This window comes from Hymenobacter sp. BT559 (genome assembly GCF_016427535.1).
GTDB lineage: Bacteria > Bacteroidota > Bacteroidia > Cytophagales > Hymenobacteraceae > Hymenobacter.
On the sequence record NZ_JAELXV010000001.1, the window covers coordinates 1,533,230 to 1,551,445 of the forward strand.

The 18,216-nt window shown below is 60.6% G+C and carries 13 protein-coding genes; 1 reads left to right on the top strand and 12 read right to left on the bottom strand.

Annotation, left to right across the window (positions count from 1 at the left end; all coding sequences use genetic code 11):
• Positions 1-93: 93 nt before the first annotated feature.
• Together JAO77_RS06365 and JAO77_RS06370 are read right to left on the bottom strand one after the other, a co-directional pair.
• Positions 94-1,800 (bottom strand): M28 family metallopeptidase, encoded by a 1,707-nt coding sequence (locus tag JAO77_RS06365; RefSeq protein ID WP_198989433.1) that lies wholly within the window; start codon positions 1,798-1,800, stop codon positions 94-96.
• Positions 1,801-2,077: 277 nt separating this feature from the next.
• Positions 2,078-3,154 carry a Gfo/Idh/MocA family protein gene (locus tag JAO77_RS06370; protein ID WP_198989434.1) on the bottom strand — a complete coding sequence of 359 codons (1,077 nt, stop codon included), beginning with the start codon at positions 3,152-3,154 and terminating at the stop codon, positions 2,078-2,080.
• 342 nt (positions 3,155-3,496) lie between these two features.
• Between JAO77_RS06370 and yiaA the strand changes: the two genes are divergently transcribed.
• Complete coding sequence (gene yiaA / locus JAO77_RS06375) at positions 3,497-3,928, top strand: inner membrane protein YiaA (protein WP_198989435.1); 432 nt, start codon at positions 3,497-3,499, stop codon at positions 3,926-3,928.
• Between the two features lie 84 nt (positions 3,929-4,012).
• On the opposite strand, the gene JAO77_RS06380 is transcribed toward yiaA, so the two are convergent.
• From JAO77_RS06380 to JAO77_RS06425, 10 genes are all read right to left on the bottom strand, one after another.
• Positions 4,013-4,450 carry a hypothetical protein gene (locus JAO77_RS06380; protein ID WP_198989436.1) on the bottom strand — a complete coding sequence of 146 codons (438 nt, stop codon included), beginning with the start codon at positions 4,448-4,450 and terminating at the stop codon, positions 4,013-4,015.
• A 32-nt stretch (positions 4,451-4,482) separates the two neighbouring features.
• On the bottom strand, positions 4,483-6,786 hold the full coding sequence (locus JAO77_RS06385) for a GH92 family glycosyl hydrolase (RefSeq protein ID WP_198989437.1): 2,304 nt from the start codon (positions 6,784-6,786) through the stop codon (positions 4,483-4,485).
• A 127-nt stretch (positions 6,787-6,913) separates the two neighbouring features.
• Positions 6,914-7,468, bottom strand: coding sequence for an HdeD family acid-resistance protein (locus tag JAO77_RS06390; RefSeq protein ID WP_198989438.1), 555 nt, complete (start codon positions 7,466-7,468; stop codon positions 6,914-6,916).
• A 142-nt stretch (positions 7,469-7,610) separates the two neighbouring features.
• A complete protein-coding gene (locus JAO77_RS06395) occupies positions 7,611-8,348 on the bottom strand; it encodes an SDR family NAD(P)-dependent oxidoreductase (protein ID WP_198989439.1) in 738 nt (245 codons plus the stop codon).
• A 91-nt stretch (positions 8,349-8,439) separates the two neighbouring features.
• Positions 8,440-9,759: a family 1 glycosylhydrolase gene (locus JAO77_RS06400; protein ID WP_198989440.1), complete on the bottom strand. Its 1,320-nt coding sequence runs from the start codon at positions 9,757-9,759 to the stop codon at positions 8,440-8,442.
• A gap of 111 nt (positions 9,760-9,870) precedes the next feature.
• On the bottom strand, positions 9,871-10,686 hold the full coding sequence (locus tag JAO77_RS06405) for a class I SAM-dependent methyltransferase (RefSeq protein ID WP_198989441.1): 816 nt from the start codon (positions 10,684-10,686) through the stop codon (positions 9,871-9,873).
• Positions 10,687-10,881: 195 nt separating this feature from the next.
• On the bottom strand, positions 10,882-12,162 hold the full coding sequence (locus JAO77_RS06410; RefSeq protein ID WP_198989442.1) for a sugar MFS transporter: 1,281 nt from the start codon (positions 12,160-12,162) through the stop codon (positions 10,882-10,884).
• A 167-nt stretch (positions 12,163-12,329) separates the two neighbouring features.
• Positions 12,330-14,744, bottom strand: coding sequence for an RCC1 domain-containing protein (locus JAO77_RS06415; RefSeq protein ID WP_198989443.1), 2,415 nt, complete (start codon positions 14,742-14,744; stop codon positions 12,330-12,332).
• A 331-nt stretch (positions 14,745-15,075) separates the two neighbouring features.
• Entirely contained in the window at positions 15,076-16,665 is a 1,590-nt protein-coding gene (locus tag JAO77_RS06420; RefSeq protein ID WP_198989444.1) for an ABC transporter permease/substrate-binding protein, read from the bottom strand.
• 200 nt (positions 16,666-16,865) lie between these two features.
• Complete coding sequence (locus JAO77_RS06425) at positions 16,866-17,831, bottom strand: ABC transporter ATP-binding protein (RefSeq protein WP_213019320.1); 966 nt, start codon at positions 17,829-17,831, stop codon at positions 16,866-16,868.
• Positions 17,832-18,216 lie beyond the last annotated feature (385 nt).

Below are 18,216 nucleotides of genomic sequence, written 5' to 3' on the forward strand. Positions count from 1 at the left end.
AGCCTACCTAGGGGCCCTTTGTATATAAAGTCGCAGTAGCTAGAAAACGGTTGTCCTTGCGAGCGCAGCGAAGCAAGGACAACCGTTTTCTAGCTACTGCGGGCGGCTCTTGAGGCGCACAGCCCGGAACTCGGAGCCAGCTTTCCACTGCGGGAAAGTTGTTTCGCCCGCTAGCTGCTGGCCCACGCGGAACATCAGGCGCGCATCTTGGGCAGCGCCGCGCAGGTCCCACTTGGGATTATACTCGTCGGAGGGCTGGTGGTAATTGTTGGCCTCGAAGTCTTCGCGCTCTTTTTCGGCGAAGGCCTTGCCGTGTAGGCGGCTCTCGAAGGCACCGCTGGCGTAGAGCGCCGGAATGCCCACCTTGGCAAAGCTGAAATGGTCGGAGCGGTAGAAGCTGCCGGTTTCGGGGTGCTGGTAGGGGATGACGTAGCGGTTCTGCTCCTTGGCCGCGGTGCGGGCGTAGTCATCTAGCTCCGACTGCCCGTAGCCCGTGATGGTGAGGTCGCGCATCGGCCCGAAGGCCAGCAGCTCGTCCATGTTGATGTCGGCCACGGTGTTCTTGACCGGAAACAGCGGGTGCTCGGCGTAGTACGCCGAGCCTAGCAGGCCCTGCTCCTCGCCGGTCACGGCCAGGAATACGATGCTGCGCTGGGGCTTTTCCTTGGCTTGCTGGAAGGCGGTGGCAATAGCCAGCAGGCCGGCGCAGCCGCTGGCATTGTCGAGGGCGCCGTTGTAGATGCTGTCGCCCTTCACGGCCGGGCCAATGCCTAGGTGGTCCCAGTGCGCCGAGTAGATGATATATTCTTGCGGGCGGGTGGTGCCGGGCAGCACGGCCACTACGTTCTTGGAGGTTTTATAAGTGATTTTATTGTGCAGCGTGGTCGTCAGGCTCAGCCCCAGGTCCTGGCCTTTGAAGCCGGGCTTGTTGGCAGCGGCGTAGAGCGCGTCGTAGTTCTGGCCAGCGGCGTCGAACATCCGTTTGGCGGCGTCGAGAGTTATCCAGCCTTCGAGGGCCACTTTGCTGGCGCCGTGGTCGGGGGTGGTGGGGTGCAGCTTGGCGCCACCGTTGCTGCTTTGCACCACGGTCCAGGGATAGGCAGCGGGCTTGGTGTCGTGAATAATGATGAGGCCGGTGGCACCGTGGCGGGCGGCCTCCTCGTACTTGTACATCCAACGGCCATAGTAGGTCATTTCCTTGCCCTTGAACATTGTGGTGTCGTTGCCCGCATTGCCGGGGTCATTGATGAGCACCACTACGGTTTTGCCCTTCACGTCGAGGCCCGCGTAGTCGTCCCACTTATACTCGGGGGCCGTCACGCCGTAGCCGGCAAATACCAGCGGCGAGCTTTTGATTTCGACCGTCGGCTTCTCGCGCTCGGTCAAGAACATGTAGTCGGTGCGGTACTTCAGGGTCAAGCTTTTGCCCTTGCCTGCAATGGTCGCCGCGGAGTCGGGCATACCCGCAATTTCGACCAGCGGTACTGGCTGGAAGTAGCTGCCGCCAGGGCCCGGCTGCAGCCCCAGCTTCTTGAACTCGGCGGCCAGGTAGGCAGTGGCTTTTTCCTCGCCTTTGGTAAACGGTCGTCGCCCCTCGTACTCGTCCGAAGCCAGCACTTTGATATGCTGAGCCAGTAGCGCGGGCGTAATACCGTCGTTGGGCGCGGGCACGCTAGCCGTGTCGGTGGGTGCGGCCTCGGCGGGTTGGCCGGTGGCAGTAGTTTCGGAAGTGCTGGTGTTGCCTTGGCAGCTGGCGAGTAGCAGGGCGGCCCCTAGGGCTGGTAAAAGGGTAAAGCGCATGAAGAAATCAGTGGTGGAAGAATGGGCGCCGCAAGCTAGCAGCTTGGTGCTAGGAGCGGTCGCGAATGTAACCGTGTAGACGAGGTACGGAGCTTTCAGTTGGAGTGCCCACGTAGTCTCAGAGGTCATTTAAGTTACCTCTAGCAACTTAAAAAACAGCTGTCATTGCGAGCGTAGCGAAGCAATCGCATCAGGACGAGCTGTTCGGGTACTCGCTAGGTACGATTGCTTCGCTACGCTCGCAATGACAGCTGTTTCTGATAATTTAACTGAATTCTTAGAGCCGCACCACCTCACTGGTGCGTACGCTCTCGTCACAGGCCAGTGCGATACGTAGGCTGTTGACGGCATCGGCCAGGTGCTCGCTCAAGTCGAGCTGCTCGCGAATGGCTTGCAGAAACCAACGCTGCTCGCGGTTGCACAACTCCTGGTGGTCGGGTTCGTCGGCGAGGTCAATCCAGGTATCGGGCTCGGCAAAGGCGTCGTCAGCAGTCAGGCGGGCGTGGTGAATGCGGAGCGCTTCGGTCTGGGTGTGAGCCGCTACGTTGGCTGAGTTGCCGGCCGCCCCCGCGTGCCGCGCCGTGATGGACACGCTACCTAGGGGCCCCACTACGTCTTTCACGAAGAAAGCCGTTTCGCTCATCATTGGCCCCCAACCCGCCTCGTACCAACCCACCGACCCGTCGTCGAAGCGAATTTGCAGCTGGCCGTAGTTGTACTGGCCCGGCGGAATATCATCGGTGAGGCGGGCGCCAATGGCCGATACCCACACCGGCCGGGCGCGCGTCATTTGGCACATCACGTCGAGGTAGTGCACGCCGCAGTCCACGATGGGGCTCAGTGATTGCAGCAGGTTGCGGTGCACAGTCCACATGCGGCCGTGGCTTTGCTGGTTCAGGTTCAGGCGCATTACCAGCGGCTTGCCTAGGTGCCGGGCCTCCTCCACAAACCGCGCCCACGACGGATGCACCCGCAAAATGTAGCCCACCAGCAACTGCCGGTCCGCCTGCCGCGCCGCCGCTACCACCCGCTCGGCTCCGGCTAGGGTCGTGGCCAGCGGCTTTTCCAGAAATACGTGGCACCCCGCCGCCAGCGCCTGCACCGCGAACGCCTCGTGGGTGTCGGGGTAGGTGGAGATGCACACCGCATCGGGCCGGGTGCGCGCTAGGGCCTCCGTGTAGTCGTCGAACACTGCATACCCGCCGCCTATCTGGGCGTTGAGCACGTGCTTGCTCTGGCCCGTTGAGACGAGGCCGACTAGCTCAAACCCCTCTAGGGTGTGGTAAGCCATGGCGTGCGAGGCGCCCATGTTGCCGCAGCCGACAACCAGGACGCGCAGGGGAGAATGAGGCATAGCTGGAATAAGTAGGAGGTAAAGTAAAGCTACTGCGGCTGCCTTGGGCTGCTACCGGAGCGGCCTACACACTATTGTGCATAGCTGCTCGCGACTCTCAATTGCTGCCAGCGCGCTGGTAAGGCGCGGTAGTGGGCCATAAACAGCCAATTTTACTTACAAAATATAGACTTGTCAAAGTCAGTACGGTATGTTGATTTTGTATTTATAATCAACGTGTTGAGATTGTGATTCAAAATTATAATTCGTTTTAAAAAGTCTAATAAATCGCTAAATCAGCTTTCTGCCCCTTAGAGGTGCCTTCTACTTTTGAGCCATACTTCAAGCCCAACCAACTCAACCATGACTCCTGCTGCCGTAACCACCGCTCGTACCTCCGCCGCCTTCATCGCCGCTTCGTGGCTTGCCCTGCTCATGGGCATGGCCGGCTTCGTCCTAGGTCTCTGGAACGCCACGATGGCGCTCAATGAAAAGGGGTATTACTTCACCGTACTCATGTTCGGGCTGTTTGCCGCCATCTCGCTCCAAAAGACCGTGCGCGACCGCCTAGAGCGAATACCTGTAACGGGCCTTTATTACGGCTTGGCTTGGTTTGCCACGCTGCTGCCCATCCTACTGCTGCTGGTCGGCCTCTGGAATGCTACCCTGACGCTCAGCGAAAAAGGCTTCTACGGCATGGCCTTTTTGCTAGCCTTGTTTGGAGCTATCGCCGTGCAAAAAAATACGCGGGATACGCGCCCTACATCAACTGGTATGTCTGCTAATATCGAATAGCCGCTTCACATCTTTCTGAGTCTATGAAAACAAAAAAGCCACGGTATGAGCCGTGGCTTTTTCTGTTCTGGTGCCTAGGGTTGTCTAGCTATATCGAACGCCTAGATACCGTTCTTTTATGTTCTCACTTTCGTGATACACAATAGCCCCGTTATCGACGATGATGAACGCGCCTATGTTTTGACCTAAAATCTGTTTCAAAGCCTCTTCGAGGTCCATCCACTTACCATCTAGCTCCTGGCTTTCGTGCATGATGTAACACTCGGTAGTTGCTGTTAGCGAGTTGATTTCAGCGAGTACATAGCTCACGGATTGCGAACCACTTGGTATTTTCTTGCAAAAGCGTAGGTCCAGATTGTGAGTGAAATGCGCAAGCTCACCAAAGCCGTAGCCACCTGATTTATTAGGCTTTTCACTCATAGCTAGGTATCTGTCCTTTCTGTGTTTGACCACAAAATTTCTGATTACTCTAGCTACAATTTCTGCTTCTGGAAGCCTAGCTACTTTACTGGCAGGTTTCATTGGGTAGAAGCGTCTGGTAAAACACAAGTTAGCTACTTACGAGCCGGCTTGCTGCCCATTACAAACTCCAGCGTGCCGCCCTGGCGCACCTCATTTACTGGAAGGAAGGGGCGCGTCAGCAACTTGCCGTTAAGCTTGGCCGACTGCACGTAAACGTTCTTATCCGACTGGTTTTTAACCGTTACGGTGAAGGTTTTTCCTTCGCCAACTTGTAGCACGGCGCCGTGCACGGCGGGGCTACCTAGGGCGTACTCGCCCGAGGCGGGGGCCACGGGGTAGAAGCCCAGGGACGAGAAGATATACCAAGCCGACATCTGGCCGCAGTCGTCGTTGCCGCCGAGGCCGTCGGGGCCCTGGTGGTACATCTTGTTCAGAATCATGCGGATGCGGGGCTGTGTTTTGTAGGGTTGGTCGGTCCAGTTGTAGAGGTAGGCGGCGTGGTGGGCGGGCTCGTTGCCGTGCACATAGTTGCCGATGATGCCGTCGCGGGTGATATCCTCAGTTTCGGCAAAGAACTTGTCGGGCAGGTTCATCGTGAACAGCGAATCGAGGTGCGGCACGAAGCGTTTGTTGCCGCCCATTTTGGCGATGAGGCCGGCCGGGTCGTGGGGCACGTAGAGGCTGTAGTTCCAGGCGTTGCCTTCAATGTAGCCGGGGTCGCTGGTGGTCAGCACGTCAAACTTTTGGCGGAACGTGCCATCGGCCAGGCGCGGGCGCATGAAGCCGATGCGAGCATCGTACACATTCTGCCAGTTGGTGGCGCGCTGGCTGAATTCCTTCTCGATATCGGCGCGGCCCAACTTCTTAGCTGCCTGCGCGATGCAGTAGTCATCGAAGGCGTATTCCAGCGTCTTCGACACCGAGGCGCCGCTCTTGTCCTCGGGCACGTAGCCTTTGTCCATGTAGAGACCTAGGCCGTCGTACCAGCGCTGGCGGGCGGTGGTCACGCAGGCGTCGAGGGCCTTGTTCTGGTCGAAGGGCGCGTTGCCGAGCACGATGGCATCGCACACCACGGGTACCGAGTGGTAGCCTATCATGCACCAGTTTTCGTTGGCGTAGTGGCTCCACACGGGCAGCATGTGCTCGGCGCTCTGGTCGAAGTGCGTGAGCATGCTCTGCGCCATGTCGGCGTTGCGCTTGGGCTGCACCAGGTTATAAAGCGGGTGCAAGGCGCGGTAGGTATCCCAGAGCGAGAAGGTGGTGTAGTTAGTGAAGTCCTTGGCCTGGTGGTTGTTCTGGTCCAGGCCGCGGTACTGCCCGTCGGCGTCTTGGTAGGTGGTCACGCCCGTAAAGGCGTGGTACATGGCCGTGTAGAAGTTCTCTTTGTCAACTCGTTTCGGCGAGCTGATGACGATTTTACTCAGTTCCTGCTGCCACATCGCCTGGCCTTTTTGCTTGTAGTCGGCAAAGCTCCAGCCCGGCGCTTCGGCGCGCAGGTTGGCCAGCGCGCCGGCGGTGCTCACGGGCGAGAGGGCCATTTTCAGCTTCACCTGCTGGCCGGCCTGGGTGGCGCCAAAGTCGAAGTGCATCCGCAGCTGGTGGGCAGCGAGGTCGGGCCAGTTGTGGTTTTGGTCGAAGCGGCCCCAGAAGCCGCGATAGGGCTGCTTTTGGTCGTAGTTGCGGCTGCCGTAGCTTTTGAATGGCTTGGAAAAACTGAGCGCGAAGTACACCGTGCGAGTGCGGCCCCAGCCGTTGGTTTGGCGGTAGCCCGTCACGAGCGAGTCATTTTCAACCCGCACGAAGGTCCAGGTATTTTTGCCAGGATAATTATAAATCCCGGCCATCAAATCCAAAATAATGTGCGATTCGTCGGCCTTCGGGAACGTGTACTGGTGAATACCGACCCGCGTGGTGGCCGTCAGTTCGGCCAGAATATCATTATCGGCCAGCCGCACCTTGTAGTAAGCCGGCTCGGCTACCTCGGTTTGGTGCGAGTAGGCCGAGCGGTAGCCACCTAGGGGCTTGTCAGCGGTGCCAGGGTTAAGCTGGAGCTTGCCGGTGGTGGGCATCACCAGAAAATCGCCGAGGTCAGAGTGCCCCGTGCCGCTGAAGTGCGTGTGGCTAAAGCCCACAATAGTGGGGTCTTTGTACTGATAGCCCGCGCAATAGCTATAAATGTCGGGGTTGTACTTACCGTTTTGCTCGTAGCTAATCGTGTCAGTGTCAGGCGACAACTGCACCGCGCCAAAGGGCACCGTGGCGCCAGGGTAGGTGTGGCCCATCTTGGCGGTGCCCACCAGCGGGTGGGCGTACTGCACGAGGTTTTCGGGGGCTGATTTTTGCGCGAGGCAGGCGAGGGGCAGGGCAACGGCCGCAGCCAGCAGGGAGTGCTTCATGCTGCCAAAGTAACAAGGACCTAGGCAGAGGTTGCGGGACCGGCCGCCTAGCGCGCTTAGCTCCAAAAAAATAGGGCTTCCCGCCCTGGCGGAAAGCCCTACTCGCAATTTGAAATTTGACGTTTGGCTACGCCGCCCGGCGCAGCCGCAGGCCTAGTACGAAGGCTGCCACACCCAGCACCAGCAGCGCAAAAGCCAGCCAAGTGGTAGCCCCCAGCACCCCGATGGCCGGGTTGCCCAGTACTAGAAAGGCCAGCACTACGCCGAGTAGCCCCAGCGCCAGGCTCCAACCCCAATTGCGGTAGCCTAGGCGGCGCAGCGTAAAAGCATTGGCCACTGTGGAGCCGCTACGCAGCAGCAGCCAGAAGCCAATGACGAAAGCCAGCGTGCCCGCCGCCACAATGGGCTGGCTCAGCAGGTACAAGCCAAATAAGATTTCGGCCAGCCCTAGGGCCAGCAGCCAGCCCCAGCCCCGCAGCCGCGTGCGGTTGCTGAACGAGAAAATCGTGTTGGCCACGCCATTAAATAAAATGAGGGCGGCGAAGTAGATGGTCATCCCCAGGAAGGCCGCGCCGGGGCTATTCAACACCCAGATACCTAGCCCGAACAGCCCAATGCCCGCCAACAGGTATACCCACCAGTTTGAGGCCGCCTGGCGAAGCGGAGAAGCAGAAGTTTCCATAAAAACAGCAAAAAGTGATATTGCACCAGCTTACGGTTCAGCTTATGGCCAGGTTATACTACTCTCAATAGCTGTTTGAGCCCACACAGCGAGCTAGGGCTAACGTTTTTTTGCCGCTAGAGTATGGAAATCAATCTACTACTTATAGATTATCGAGCCGGCCGCCATCTACGCGTACCTCGGCGCCCTGCACAAAGGCAGCATCGTCGGAAGCTAGGTAGGCAATGGTAGCGGCTACGTCTTCGGGCTTACCCACATCGTTGGGGTTGATTTTTTCGACACCCGACTTTACGTTGGGGTTGTCCCAGAGCATGGGCGTGTCGATAGCGCCCGGCAGCACCGCATTGATACGCAGCCCCTTAGGCTTACCCTCGATGGCCGACGAGCGCGTGAGCGACAGCACGGCGGCCTTGGCCGCGGCGTAAGGCGCTACTAGCGCCTCAGTTTCCACGGCGTGGATGCTCGATACGTTCACGACATTGCCGCCCGGCTTCATGTGCAAAAACGCCTGCTTGGTGAAATAAAAGGCACCTAGCAAGTCCACGTTCAGGATGCGCAGCCAGTCATCGCCAGTGAGCTGTTCGAGCGCTTTAAACTGCATCAGGCCCGCGTTATTGACCACTACATCGAGGCGGCCAAACTGGGCTAGCGCGCCCTGGACAGTGGCAATGACTTGGTTTTCATCGGCTACATTGCACACGCTGGCCCACACGGCGGGCGCGCCCGCCTGCTGCACTTGTGGCACCGCCGCATCGAGCGCGGCTTGGTTGATGTCGGCTAGCACGAGGCGGGCTCCTTCGCTAGCCAGGCGCTTGGCAATGGCCAGGCCAATGCCGTTGGCCCCACCCGTCACGATGGCTACTTTGTCTTGGAAACGCATTTGTTAGTGGTTAGTTGTTAATGGTTAATGACTTTGGTGAAGTGCGATAGCTAATGGAGAGCATTAACCATTAACCATTAACCATTAAAAATCAGTGGATTTCGGGCTGGGCGGCATTCATGGCTTTGGTGTCGGGGTCGCGGCGGGTGCGGCGGGCCCGCTCGCGCTGCTGCACGGCCCAGGGCTCGTCTGCTTCGTGGGGCATCACTAGGGGTATTTGCAGGCAGGCGCTCTGGGCGGGTAGCACCTGGCGCCAATCCTCGATGAGCTGCTTGTAAGCCGTGCCCACAGGCCGAACGTTGCGGTCTAAATCGTAGAGCCCTAGCGGATTCACCGTGCCGTGGTTTTCACGCAGGGCGGTATCCCAGTCTACCTGGTCGGTGAGCGAGTACCAGGTAAAGCCCACGATGGGCACGCCGTCGTTGCGCACGCGCAGCACATTGGCCCACTCTTTCCACAGCCAGTTCACCGCCTCGTCGCCGTTCGGGCCTTGCCACAGGTTGGTTTCGGTGTGCATCACGGGCAGCTGGTAGCGGTCGTGGTACTGGGTCGTAATGACATGGTAGCCAAAAACCTCACCCGATGCCGTGGTGCTGCCGTCGGCCCGCACGCGGTGCTCATTGGTGCGGTAGTAGTCATTGCCCATGATGCATTGGTGCTTGAGGTTGTTGCCCAAGAAGAAGTGGTACTCGTCGCGGGTCATGCCGTTGTCGAGCAGGTACTCGTACATCTCTGAGTCCACGCGGCGGCCGTAGTTGAGGTCCAAAGACAAGAAGCGCTTCGAGTTCATGAGCTCGGCGGGCTTAATGGCGGCGGGATTTTCGGCATGGAAATATTCGCTGCTTTCGCTCTGAATAAAGAGTGCATCGGCCCGCACTTCCAGAATGCGCTGCATGGCTAGCACGTTGCCCTTCACAATATTTTTGAGGGCCGTCACAAAAGAGCGGTCGTCAGCTAGTTGCTCGTTCCACCAGCCGTAGAGGGCCGAAAACTCGGCGCAGATGTACATCTCATTGACGGGCGTATAGAGCTGCACCCACGGGTAGCGCGCGGCAAAATCGTGGCAGTAGTCGCCGAAAAGCTTGGCGAAGTCTAGGTTCTGAAAATTACCCAGCCAGTCAGGTACCCCAAAGTGGCACAAATCCACGATGGGCATGATATTGCGTCGCTTCAAGTCATTAAATGTCGCGTCGGCAAAGCTCCAGTCGTACTTGCCCACGCCCAGCCAGGTGGTGTGGATGGGCGGCCCATAGCGCAAAAACCGAATGCCCAATTCCTGCACTAGGTCAAAGTCCTTCTGCCAGAACTGGTAGTGCTTGCACTTCTCCATCTCATCCACTCGCAGGCGGCCGTTTTGGATGGTGGGGTTGGAGTTTTCGATGCCGGTGGCAAACAGAAACTGAGCGTCCATGGGGGTGGGGTGGGGCGAGGATGGCAAAGGGAACACGGCTACATGAAAAAACCGGGAAGCTGCACACTAGCAGCTTCCCGGTTCTAACGGATTCGGAGGTAGTAAGGCCACCTAGGCCTCTTTGCCTGCCGTGAAGTTGAGCCCAAAAAATAGCTTCTCCTTAAGCAGGGAGTTGGTGCGCCACAGCCGGTCTTCGCGGGCCATAAGCTCGGGCACATTGTCGGATTTAAACATGAAGGGCGGAAACAGCCGGATGTACTGTACCTCCTGCGTTGGAATGTGCAGCCCCTGCCGGGCCAACTCGCGCCGCCACGTAGCCAGGTCGCGGATGTTCTCGTTGCCGAGCAAGATGTTCTTTTTCAGCTGCTCATCATAGATGGTAATGATGCGCTTGTTGCCCCGGCGCAAATACAGTTTGAAGCTCTGCACCACGTTGCCGCCGTTTTCTTCTACCACAATGAGGTCGCCGCCCGGCCGCAGGGCCTCCCGGAAAATGCGCAGCGCATCTTGCAGCGGTTCGAGGTGGTGCAGCGTGTCCTGGATGATGATGTGGTCGTAGGAGGCCGGCGGCGGGGGCGAGTCAAACAGGTTTTCGTAGCTGTACGTGAAGCCCGACACGTCGCCAAACTGCCCCCAGTACTGTAGGCGCTTGGCAATGTGCTCGTAGTAGAACTCTAGGGTGGTGCCGTGCACCTTGTAACCATTGAGGGCTAAGAAGATGGCCGTGGTGCCGTAGCCGCAGCCGCAGTCCCAAATGGCGGCATTCTGGCTCGGCAGGTGCTCTAGGATGTAGTGCAGCCGCTGCACCACGTAGGCCTTGCGAAACTCGAAGCTGGCGGGGTTAGCCAGCATTTTATAGTAGCTGGTAAGCTGAGGGTTACTACGTAATTCGTCTAGAAACAGGTCGAAAAACTCATTGACAGTCATACACAAAGCGGCAACACGAAAAGCATAAAAAATAGCGGGCCAGTCCCACCCGCTACGCGGCGAAGTTACACGCCGCCCGCAATAGCCTCCAGCTAATGGGTGGGCGGCCCCCCGGGGGCTGGCCCAAGGCCACGCCTGCTACGGCCTGCAAGCGTGACGGTTGCGGCTAGTACTGCTTGGCTTAGGCAGCGGCTGCTAATGGGGCGAATTGGATAGCGGCTTTCGTCCAGCTTTGTAGAGCTTGGCGGCAAACAAAAACACTACCACGTAGCAGATAATGGGCAGGTAGTAAGCCTGCGCCACGCTGCGGTCGGCCACCAGGCCCATAAGTCGCGGGAAGAGCGCCGCGCCCACTACACCCATCACGATAAACGACGAGGCCAGCTGCTTGTGCCGCCCTAGGTCCTTGAGGCCCAGGCTGTAGATGGTGGGAAACATGATGCTGAAAAAGAAATTCAGCAGAATAAGTGCTACAAACGACACCACGCCCCAGTGCTGCGCCACCAGTAGGCACATGCCGATGTTAGCCACCGCCACGGCCGCCAGCAGGCGATTGGGCGCGATAAACTGCATGAGGTAAGTACCTAGGAAGCGGCCCACCATCATACCCACCAAGCTAAGCGAGAAAAAGTAGGCCGCTTTATCGTTGCTCAGGCCGAAGTATTCGGTGCCGTAGTTGATAAAGAAGGCCCAAGTGCCGCCCTGGGCCGCCGTATTGAAGAACTGCGCCACGCAGGCCCACACAAAATGCTTGTGCTGAAACAAGCTTTTATCGGCCCCTAGGTCAGTGGGCGCCTCACCAGTTTCGCTCGTGGCGGTGCCGGGCGTGTGCTCGGCGTTGAGGGGTGGCACTTTCACGAAAAAGAAGGCCAGCCCGATGCTACCCACTACCACCCCAATGGCCGAATACAGCACCTTGACGGAAGTGAGGTCGCCAGCCGCGTGGGTGCCGCGCAGCACAAAGTACCCCCCAATCAGCGGCCCCGACACCGCCCCAATGCCATTGATGGCGTGGGCAAAGTTGATGCGGCGGTCGGAGCTGTCTGGGTCGCCCAGTCCATCGAGGAAGGGGTGCGCCACGGCCTCGAGCGTGGCCAGCCCGCAGGCTAGCACAAACAGCGCAATGCGCAGGTAGCCAAAGGACAGCGCATTGGCCGCCGGCACCATCAGAAAAGCACCTAGGGCGTAGAGACCCAGGCCCAGCAGCACGCCCTTCTGGTAGCCAAAGCGCTTCATAAACCAGCCCGCCGGCAGCCCCATGATAAAGTAGGCTCCAAAAATGGAGAACTGCACCAGCGCCGAGTCAGCCTTGCTCACGTGCAACACTTCCTGAAAGTGCTTGTTGAGAATATCACCCATCGTGACGCCCACGCCCCACAGCATAAAGAGCGAGGTGACGAAAATGAGCGTAAGCACATAGCGCCGCTCGGTGAAAGCCGGGGTACCTAGGGCCGGCGGCGAAGTAGTTGTTGGCATAAGGAAAAGAAAAACTAGAAAGAACCTGGGCAGTAAGCCTATTTAAAGCTACTCCGTAATGGCCGGGCGGGTTGGCAAGCGCAGCCGCAGCGGCGAGAAACGGCGCACAAAAAAGCCGTTGCCAGTAGTTGGCAACGGCTTTTGGTGGCTGGTAGCAACCAAATAACTTACTCTACCACGAGGCGCAGCGCGCGGGTAGCGCGGGCCGCCGTGGCGTGCAGCAGGTACAGGCCCGGCGCTAGGCCCGCCAGCTCGACCTGCGGCGTGGTGGCCGTGCGCACCAAGCGCCCCTGGTCATCAAACAGGCGTAGCGTGAACGCCCCGGTGAGGCCGCGTACCTCTACTCGGCCGCGGGCCGGGTTAGGCACCAGCTGCCATACTACAGTCTGGCTGGGCGTGCTACCCAGCGGAGTGCCCGCGATGGCCTGCGGCACGAGGCTGGTATTGGGCTGGGCCAGCTGGCCGCTGCCATTGTATCCCCAAAGCCAGAGGCTACCGTCGGCGCGCACGGCGGCGGTGTTGGTGCCATTGGCGGCCGCAAGCACCCAGTTGCCTCCGCCGCTCACGAGAGTGGGCGAAAGCTGGTTGGTGGTGGTGCCGGTGCCGAGCTGGCCATTGGCATTGCTGCCCCAGGCCCAAAGGGTGCCGTCCTGGCGCAGGGCTACCGAGTGGCTGTTACCCGCGGCTACCATGCGCCAGGTAGTAGCGGTGCCCACCTGCAGGGGCACGGCGTGGGCCAGGGTGGTGCCATCGCCGAGCTGGCCGCTGGTATTATCGCCCCAGGCCCAAAGGGTGCCGTCTTGGCGCACGGCCACGGTGTGGGTAGCCCCAGCGGCCACGCTAGTCCAGGCGGCGCCTTTGCCTATCTGCGTTGGGTCAAGCCGGTAGATAGTATCGCTGAGGCCGGTGCCGAGCTGGCCGTTGGCATTGTTGCCCCAGGCCCAGAGGGTGCCATCCTGGCGCAGGGCTACGGTGTGGCTGGTGCCCGCGCTGGCGCTAGCCCAGGTAGTGGCCGTGCCAATAAGCTGGGGCTCGGGCTGCACTGTGGTGTTACCATTACCGAGTTGGCCCTGGGTATTGCGGCCCCAGGTCCAGAGGGTGCCATCCTGGCGCAGGGCTACCGAGTGGTACCAGCCCGCCGCCACGCTGGTCCAGGTGGTGGCCGTCCCGATTTGGATAGGAGCGGGTTGATTGGTATTGGTGCTGCCGTTGCCCAGCTGGCCCTGGTTGTTGTAGCCCCAGGTCCAGAGGGTGCCGTTCTGGCGCAGGGCCATGGTGTGAAACTGGCCGCTAGCTACAGCCTGCCAGGTGGCTGCCGGGCTGCCGTTGGTCGGCGTCATCTGGGCGCCGGGGCTACCCGCGCCCAGGCCGAGCTGGCCGGCACTATTATCGCCCCAGGTCCAGAGGGTGCCATCCTGGCGCAGGGCGCCCACGTGGCTACCCCCTAGGGCCACCGTGCGCCAGAGGCCGGGCATGGCCAGCGCGGCAGGCACTAGCTGCATGCCTGTGCCGAGGCCAAGCTGACCGTTGACATTGTAGCCCCAGTCCCAAAGCGTGCCATCCTGGCGCTGCGCTAAGGTGTGGTACCAGCCGGCGGCCACGGTCTGCCAGGTGGTGGCGGTGCCTACCTGGGCGGGCAGCAGCTGGTTGGTGGTAGTGCCGAGGCCCAGCTGGCCGTAGTAGTTGTAGCCCCAGGTCCAGAGGGTGCCGTCCTGGCGCAGGGCCACGGTGTGGCTGTTGCCCGTGGCTATGCTGGCCCAGGTAGTAGCCGTGCCCACCTGGGTGGGCGAGAGCTGGCTGGTGGTAGTGCCAGTGCCCAGCTGGCCCTGGCCGTTGTAGCCCCAGGCCCAGAGAGTGCCATCCTGGCGCAAGGCCACGGTGTGGTTGTTGCCTGTGGCCACGCTGGCCCAGGTAGTGGCCGTGCCAATGGGCTGGGGCGTCCGGTACAAAACAATATCACCGGTGCCCAGCTGGCCCTGGCTGTTGTCGCCCCAGGCCCAAAGGGTACCATCGCGCCGAATGGCCGCGGTTTGGTGGTTGTTGGCGCTCAGGCTGGCCCAGGTGGCGGTGCCCACCTGCGTGGGCGTGGGGCGGTCGGTGGTGCCGCCATCTCCGAGCTGGCCGTAGGAATCATCGCCCCAGGTCCAGAGGGTGCCGTCCTGGCGCAGCGCTACTACGTGGTGCCAGCCCGCGCTCACGCTAGTCCAGGTAGTGGCGGTGCCTACTTGCACGGGTGTGGCGTGGGCTTGGGTCGTGCCATCGCCGAGCTGGCCATCACTGTTGGCGCCCCAGGTCCAGAGGGTGCCGTCTTGGCGCACCGCCACCGTAAAGTCCATGCCCGTAGTTACGCTACGCCAGGTGGTAGCCGCTGGGCCAACGGCGGCTGGCGTAGGTTGGTAGGTAGCGCCTCCGGTGCCAAGCTGCCCGTAGGTATTGTCGCCCCAGGCCCAGAGGGTACCATCGGCGTAGATGGCTGCCGTGTGCTGGTAGCCGGCTGCCAGGCGCTGGGCCTGGGCCCGGCTCATCCATAGTCCGCTCAAGCAAACCAGGAAAAGCCCTAGTTTACGGGTAAAAATTGACATATAATAAAGCGGAAGTAATTAGGATAGTGTGCTGAAATACCGGCAAATGTAAGGCCTTGCCGAGCGGCTTCAATGCTCGGCAAGCAGCTAATTATTGCCGCTGCCCGAGCGCTCGCTCTCAGCCTGCCACTTACGATAAAGAAGGGCCATTGGGTGTAGCCATTTTTAAGTAAAGCCTCAACTGTAGCAGCGCGGTAAGCTCGGCTTGGTCGGGTAGGGCGTCTACTCGGCAACAGGACCGTCTGCGGCAGCCCTAGGTTGCCCGAGGCGGGCTGATGTGCTGCTATGCTTATTGCTTGTATTTTGAGCATAAGCTGCTAATAAACAGTATTTATTTCTGTAGGTATTTGCCTAGGTTCGAAATGCTAGTAATACCTAACTCAGTGGCCTGCTGCTCCCGCATCAGCAAGCAGTAAGCATTGTTGAAGCCCAGCGGGGCGCGCCAGGCCAGTCCGTAGCGTCGCCCAAACTCGGCCTGCACGTAGCTGAACACCGCCTCGGGGCGCCCGCCCAGCGAGTCGAGCACTGCCGCCGAGGGCTGGAGCAGCACTTGCAGGCCGGTGCCAGTGTACTCCGGGTACATATCTATCTGGCCGCCGCGCAGGGCCTCAAAGCAGATGGTGGTGCCGCCCAGGCCAGTTTTAGTGGCTACACCTAGGTCGGTATTGCCTCGAATGAGAGCGGCATACATCTCGACCAGAATGTATTGCTCCGCAAAAATCTTAGAGCCCAGGCGCACCTCCGGCGCGCCGGGTGGTAGCGGGCGCGGGGCTTTGAGCAGGCCGCGGCGCCGCAGCCACCCTAGGGCCACCGCCTTGGGGTCGCGGTGCAAATTATCGACCTGGTAGTTGAGGTTAGTCATGGCCGAGTCGGAGAGCTGCCCACTGAGCTGGTCGAGCACGGGGCCCAACTCGGGGTGGGCGCGTAGCACCTCGGGCCGCAGCACGGGCGCGCAGTAGTAGGGCGGCAGGGCGTGGCGGTCGTCGCGCAGCACGCGCAGGCCGTAGGCCCGGATGCGCCCGTCGGTAGAGTAGCCGTCGATGACATCGACGCGGCCATCGCGCAGGGCTTCGTAGACCAGAGCCGGGGCCAGTACACCGTGCGGCAGCTTGCCTAGGCCATAGATGCGGCTGAGACCCGGCAGGCAGTCGGCCCGCCCCACAAACTCGGGGCTAAAGGCAGCCTGCAAGGCCGGCTGGCCCCGCCGCGCGCCCAGCAGCTGCGGCCCCCAGTAACCGGCCGCCAGCAGCGGCAGCACCACCAGCAGCCCTAGGCCTACCGCCCGCAGGCGCCGGGCCGACAGTGCCGCCAGCGCGCCCAGCCCCGCATCGAAGGCCAGCGCCAGCGCGGCCGACGGCAGGGCACCCGCCAGTATCATCACCGGGTTATTAAGCGAAATGCCCTCGAAGATGAACTCGCCCAGCCCGCCCGCCGCCACGTAAGCGGCCAGCGTAGCCACGCCTACATTGATGACCGTGGCTGTGCGGATGCCCGCCATAATCACGGGCAAAGCAAGTGGTAATTCAACTTGCCGAAAAAGCTGCCCATTGGTGAAGCCCAGCCCGCGTGCCGCCTCCACCACGGCGGGCGGCACGCCCTGAATGCCCGCCACCGTATTGCGAATAATGGGCAGCAGCGAGTACAGCAGCAGCGCCACGATGGCCGGCCGCGCCCCAATACCCATAAACGGAATCAGAAAGCCGAGCAACGCGATGCTGGGCACGGTTTGGAGCACGCCCGCCGCACCTAGCACCGCCCCTTGCCAGCGCGGCCGCCGCGTGAGCCACAGCCCGACGGGTACCCCCACGGCCACGCCCAGCCCCAGCGCCGCCGCCGTCAGGGCCACGTGCTGGAGCGTTTGGTGGCCTAGCTTGCCGGCCTGCTCGTGCCAAAAAGTGAAAAGGTCGGGGAGGAGGGACATATTGTTTTTACTGCGCAGGGGGCAGAAGCTGAATGAACTTACCCTGGTGTCTGATTAAGAATGCAACACATTGGTCATGTAGCGCGCAGCGAAGCATCTCGTGTGCTGACGTCTGCGACCGTCATTTATTACTGCGCCACGCGAGATGCTTCGCTGCGTGCTGCATGACCAATGTGGGTTAGGTATTAAAGAAACAATTATTAACCTAGGGCCTGGCCGAAAGCGGCCAGTAGCTGACCCCGCGTGATGACCTGCGGCTGGTCGGCTAGCCGAAACGCGGATGCTGCCCCGGCATCTAGCTGCCCTAGGGCCTCGTGCACGCTGGCAGTGGGCGGAAGCGTAGGCGTGTCGGCTGAAGCCGCCGGCTGGCCCTGGGGCAGGAAGGGCTGCACCTCGGCCAGCGTGACCACCCGCAGCTGCAAAGCCAGCTGCTCGGCCTGGAAGAAGCTGCGCACAAAGTCGCTGGCTGGGTGCAGTAGCAGCTCACGGGGCGGGCCCAGTTGCTGAATCTTGCCTTTGTCGAGCAGCATGATGCGGTCGGCCAGCTCAAAGGCTTCCGTCACGTCGTGGGTTACGAGCACCACCGTTTTGCGGCGCAACTCGTCGAGCTCGCGAAAATCGCGGCGCACGGCGGTGCGCGTAATGGGGTCGAGCGCGCCGAAGGGCTCATCCAGCAGTATTACGGGCGGGTCGGCGGCCAGGGCGCGGGCCAGGCCCACGCGCTGCTGCTGCCCGCCCGAAAGCTCGGCCGGCAGCATGGGCCCGAAGCGCTCGGCCGGCAGGTGCAGCCGGTTGAGCAGCTCGGTGGTGCGAGCGGCCGTTTCGGCCGGGGGGCGACCTAGGAGGCCGGGCACCACGCCCACATTCTGGGCCACGGTGAGGTGCGGTAGCAGTCCTACCTGCTGAATAACGTAGCCGATGCCGCGCCGCAGTTCCTCCGGCTTCTGCTGGCGCACGTCGCGGCCATTTATTTCTATCGTGCCGCCGTTGGGCTCGATGAGGCGGTTCAGGGTTTTGAGCAGGGTGGTTTTGCCGCAGCCGCTGGGGCCCAGCAGCACCAGCGTTTCGCCGGCGGCTACTTCAAAGCTGAGGTCATCGACCACTACCTGCGCGCCAAAGCGCTTGGTGAGGTGCGATACGCGAATGACGGGTGAGGGAGGTATCAAAAGGAGGAGGTGACGCAGAGAAGCAGCCAAGATACAGTCGGCTTTGGCGCGCCTCCTGCTTAAAAGTAGCTAGAACTAGCTCGCAACTCTGTAACCATCCAGTTGTCATTACCCGGGTGCGTTTCCTCGCTCTAGCAGCGGCGGCTCTTCTAAGCTGCGAGCCTGCAGCGAATGACCTAGGCGAACTGCGCGAAAGAAAATCACCTCCAAAAACCTCAGAATTTAGCAAGTAGACAAGAAAACTTAGCAAGAAAGCAAGAGGCATAACCACTTGATTTGCGCTACCTAGGCCCACACCTGGCGCGCAAATTGCGGCAAGCGTTTTTGTACGTACCAACTGCTGGGCTTCCTGCGTTGGATTCAACTATAGCGGGTGCCCGATTTG

Bases quoted from the DNA above. Each gene is read 5' to 3' on its own strand.
- JAO77_RS06380 (WP_198989436.1), bottom strand. From the start codon at position 4,450: ATGAAACCTGCCAGTAAAGTAGCTAGGCTTCCAGAAGCAGAAATTGTA.
- JAO77_RS06365 (WP_198989433.1), bottom strand. From the start codon at position 1,800: ATGCGCTTTACCCTTTTACCAGCCCTAGGGGCCGCCCTGCTACTCGCC.
- JAO77_RS06410 (WP_198989442.1), bottom strand. From the start codon at position 12,162: ATGCCAACAACTACTTCGCCGCCGGCCCTAGGTACCCCGGCTTTCACC.
- JAO77_RS06370 (WP_198989434.1), bottom strand. From the start codon at position 3,154: ATGCCTCATTCTCCCCTGCGCGTCCTGGTTGTCGGCTGCGGCAACATG.
- JAO77_RS06385 (WP_198989437.1), bottom strand. From the start codon at position 6,786: ATGAAGCACTCCCTGCTGGCTGCGGCCGTTGCCCTGCCCCTCGCCTGC.
- JAO77_RS06420 (WP_198989444.1), bottom strand. From the start codon at position 16,665: ATGTCCCTCCTCCCCGACCTTTTCACTTTTTGGCACGAGCAGGCCGGC.
- JAO77_RS06415 (WP_198989443.1), bottom strand. From the start codon at position 14,744: ATGTCAATTTTTACCCGTAAACTAGGGCTTTTCCTGGTTTGCTTGAGC.
- JAO77_RS06405 (WP_198989441.1), bottom strand. From the start codon at position 10,686: ATGACTGTCAATGAGTTTTTCGACCTGTTTCTAGACGAATTACGTAGT.
- JAO77_RS06390 (WP_198989438.1), bottom strand. From the start codon at position 7,468: ATGGAAACTTCTGCTTCTCCGCTTCGCCAGGCGGCCTCAAACTGGTGG.
- JAO77_RS06400 (WP_198989440.1), bottom strand. From the start codon at position 9,759: ATGGACGCTCAGTTTCTGTTTGCCACCGGCATCGAAAACTCCAACCCC.
- JAO77_RS06395 (WP_198989439.1), bottom strand. From the start codon at position 8,348: ATGCGTTTCCAAGACAAAGTAGCCATCGTGACGGGTGGGGCCAACGGC.
- yiaA (WP_198989435.1), top strand. From the start codon at position 3,497: ATGACTCCTGCTGCCGTAACCACCGCTCGTACCTCCGCCGCCTTCATC.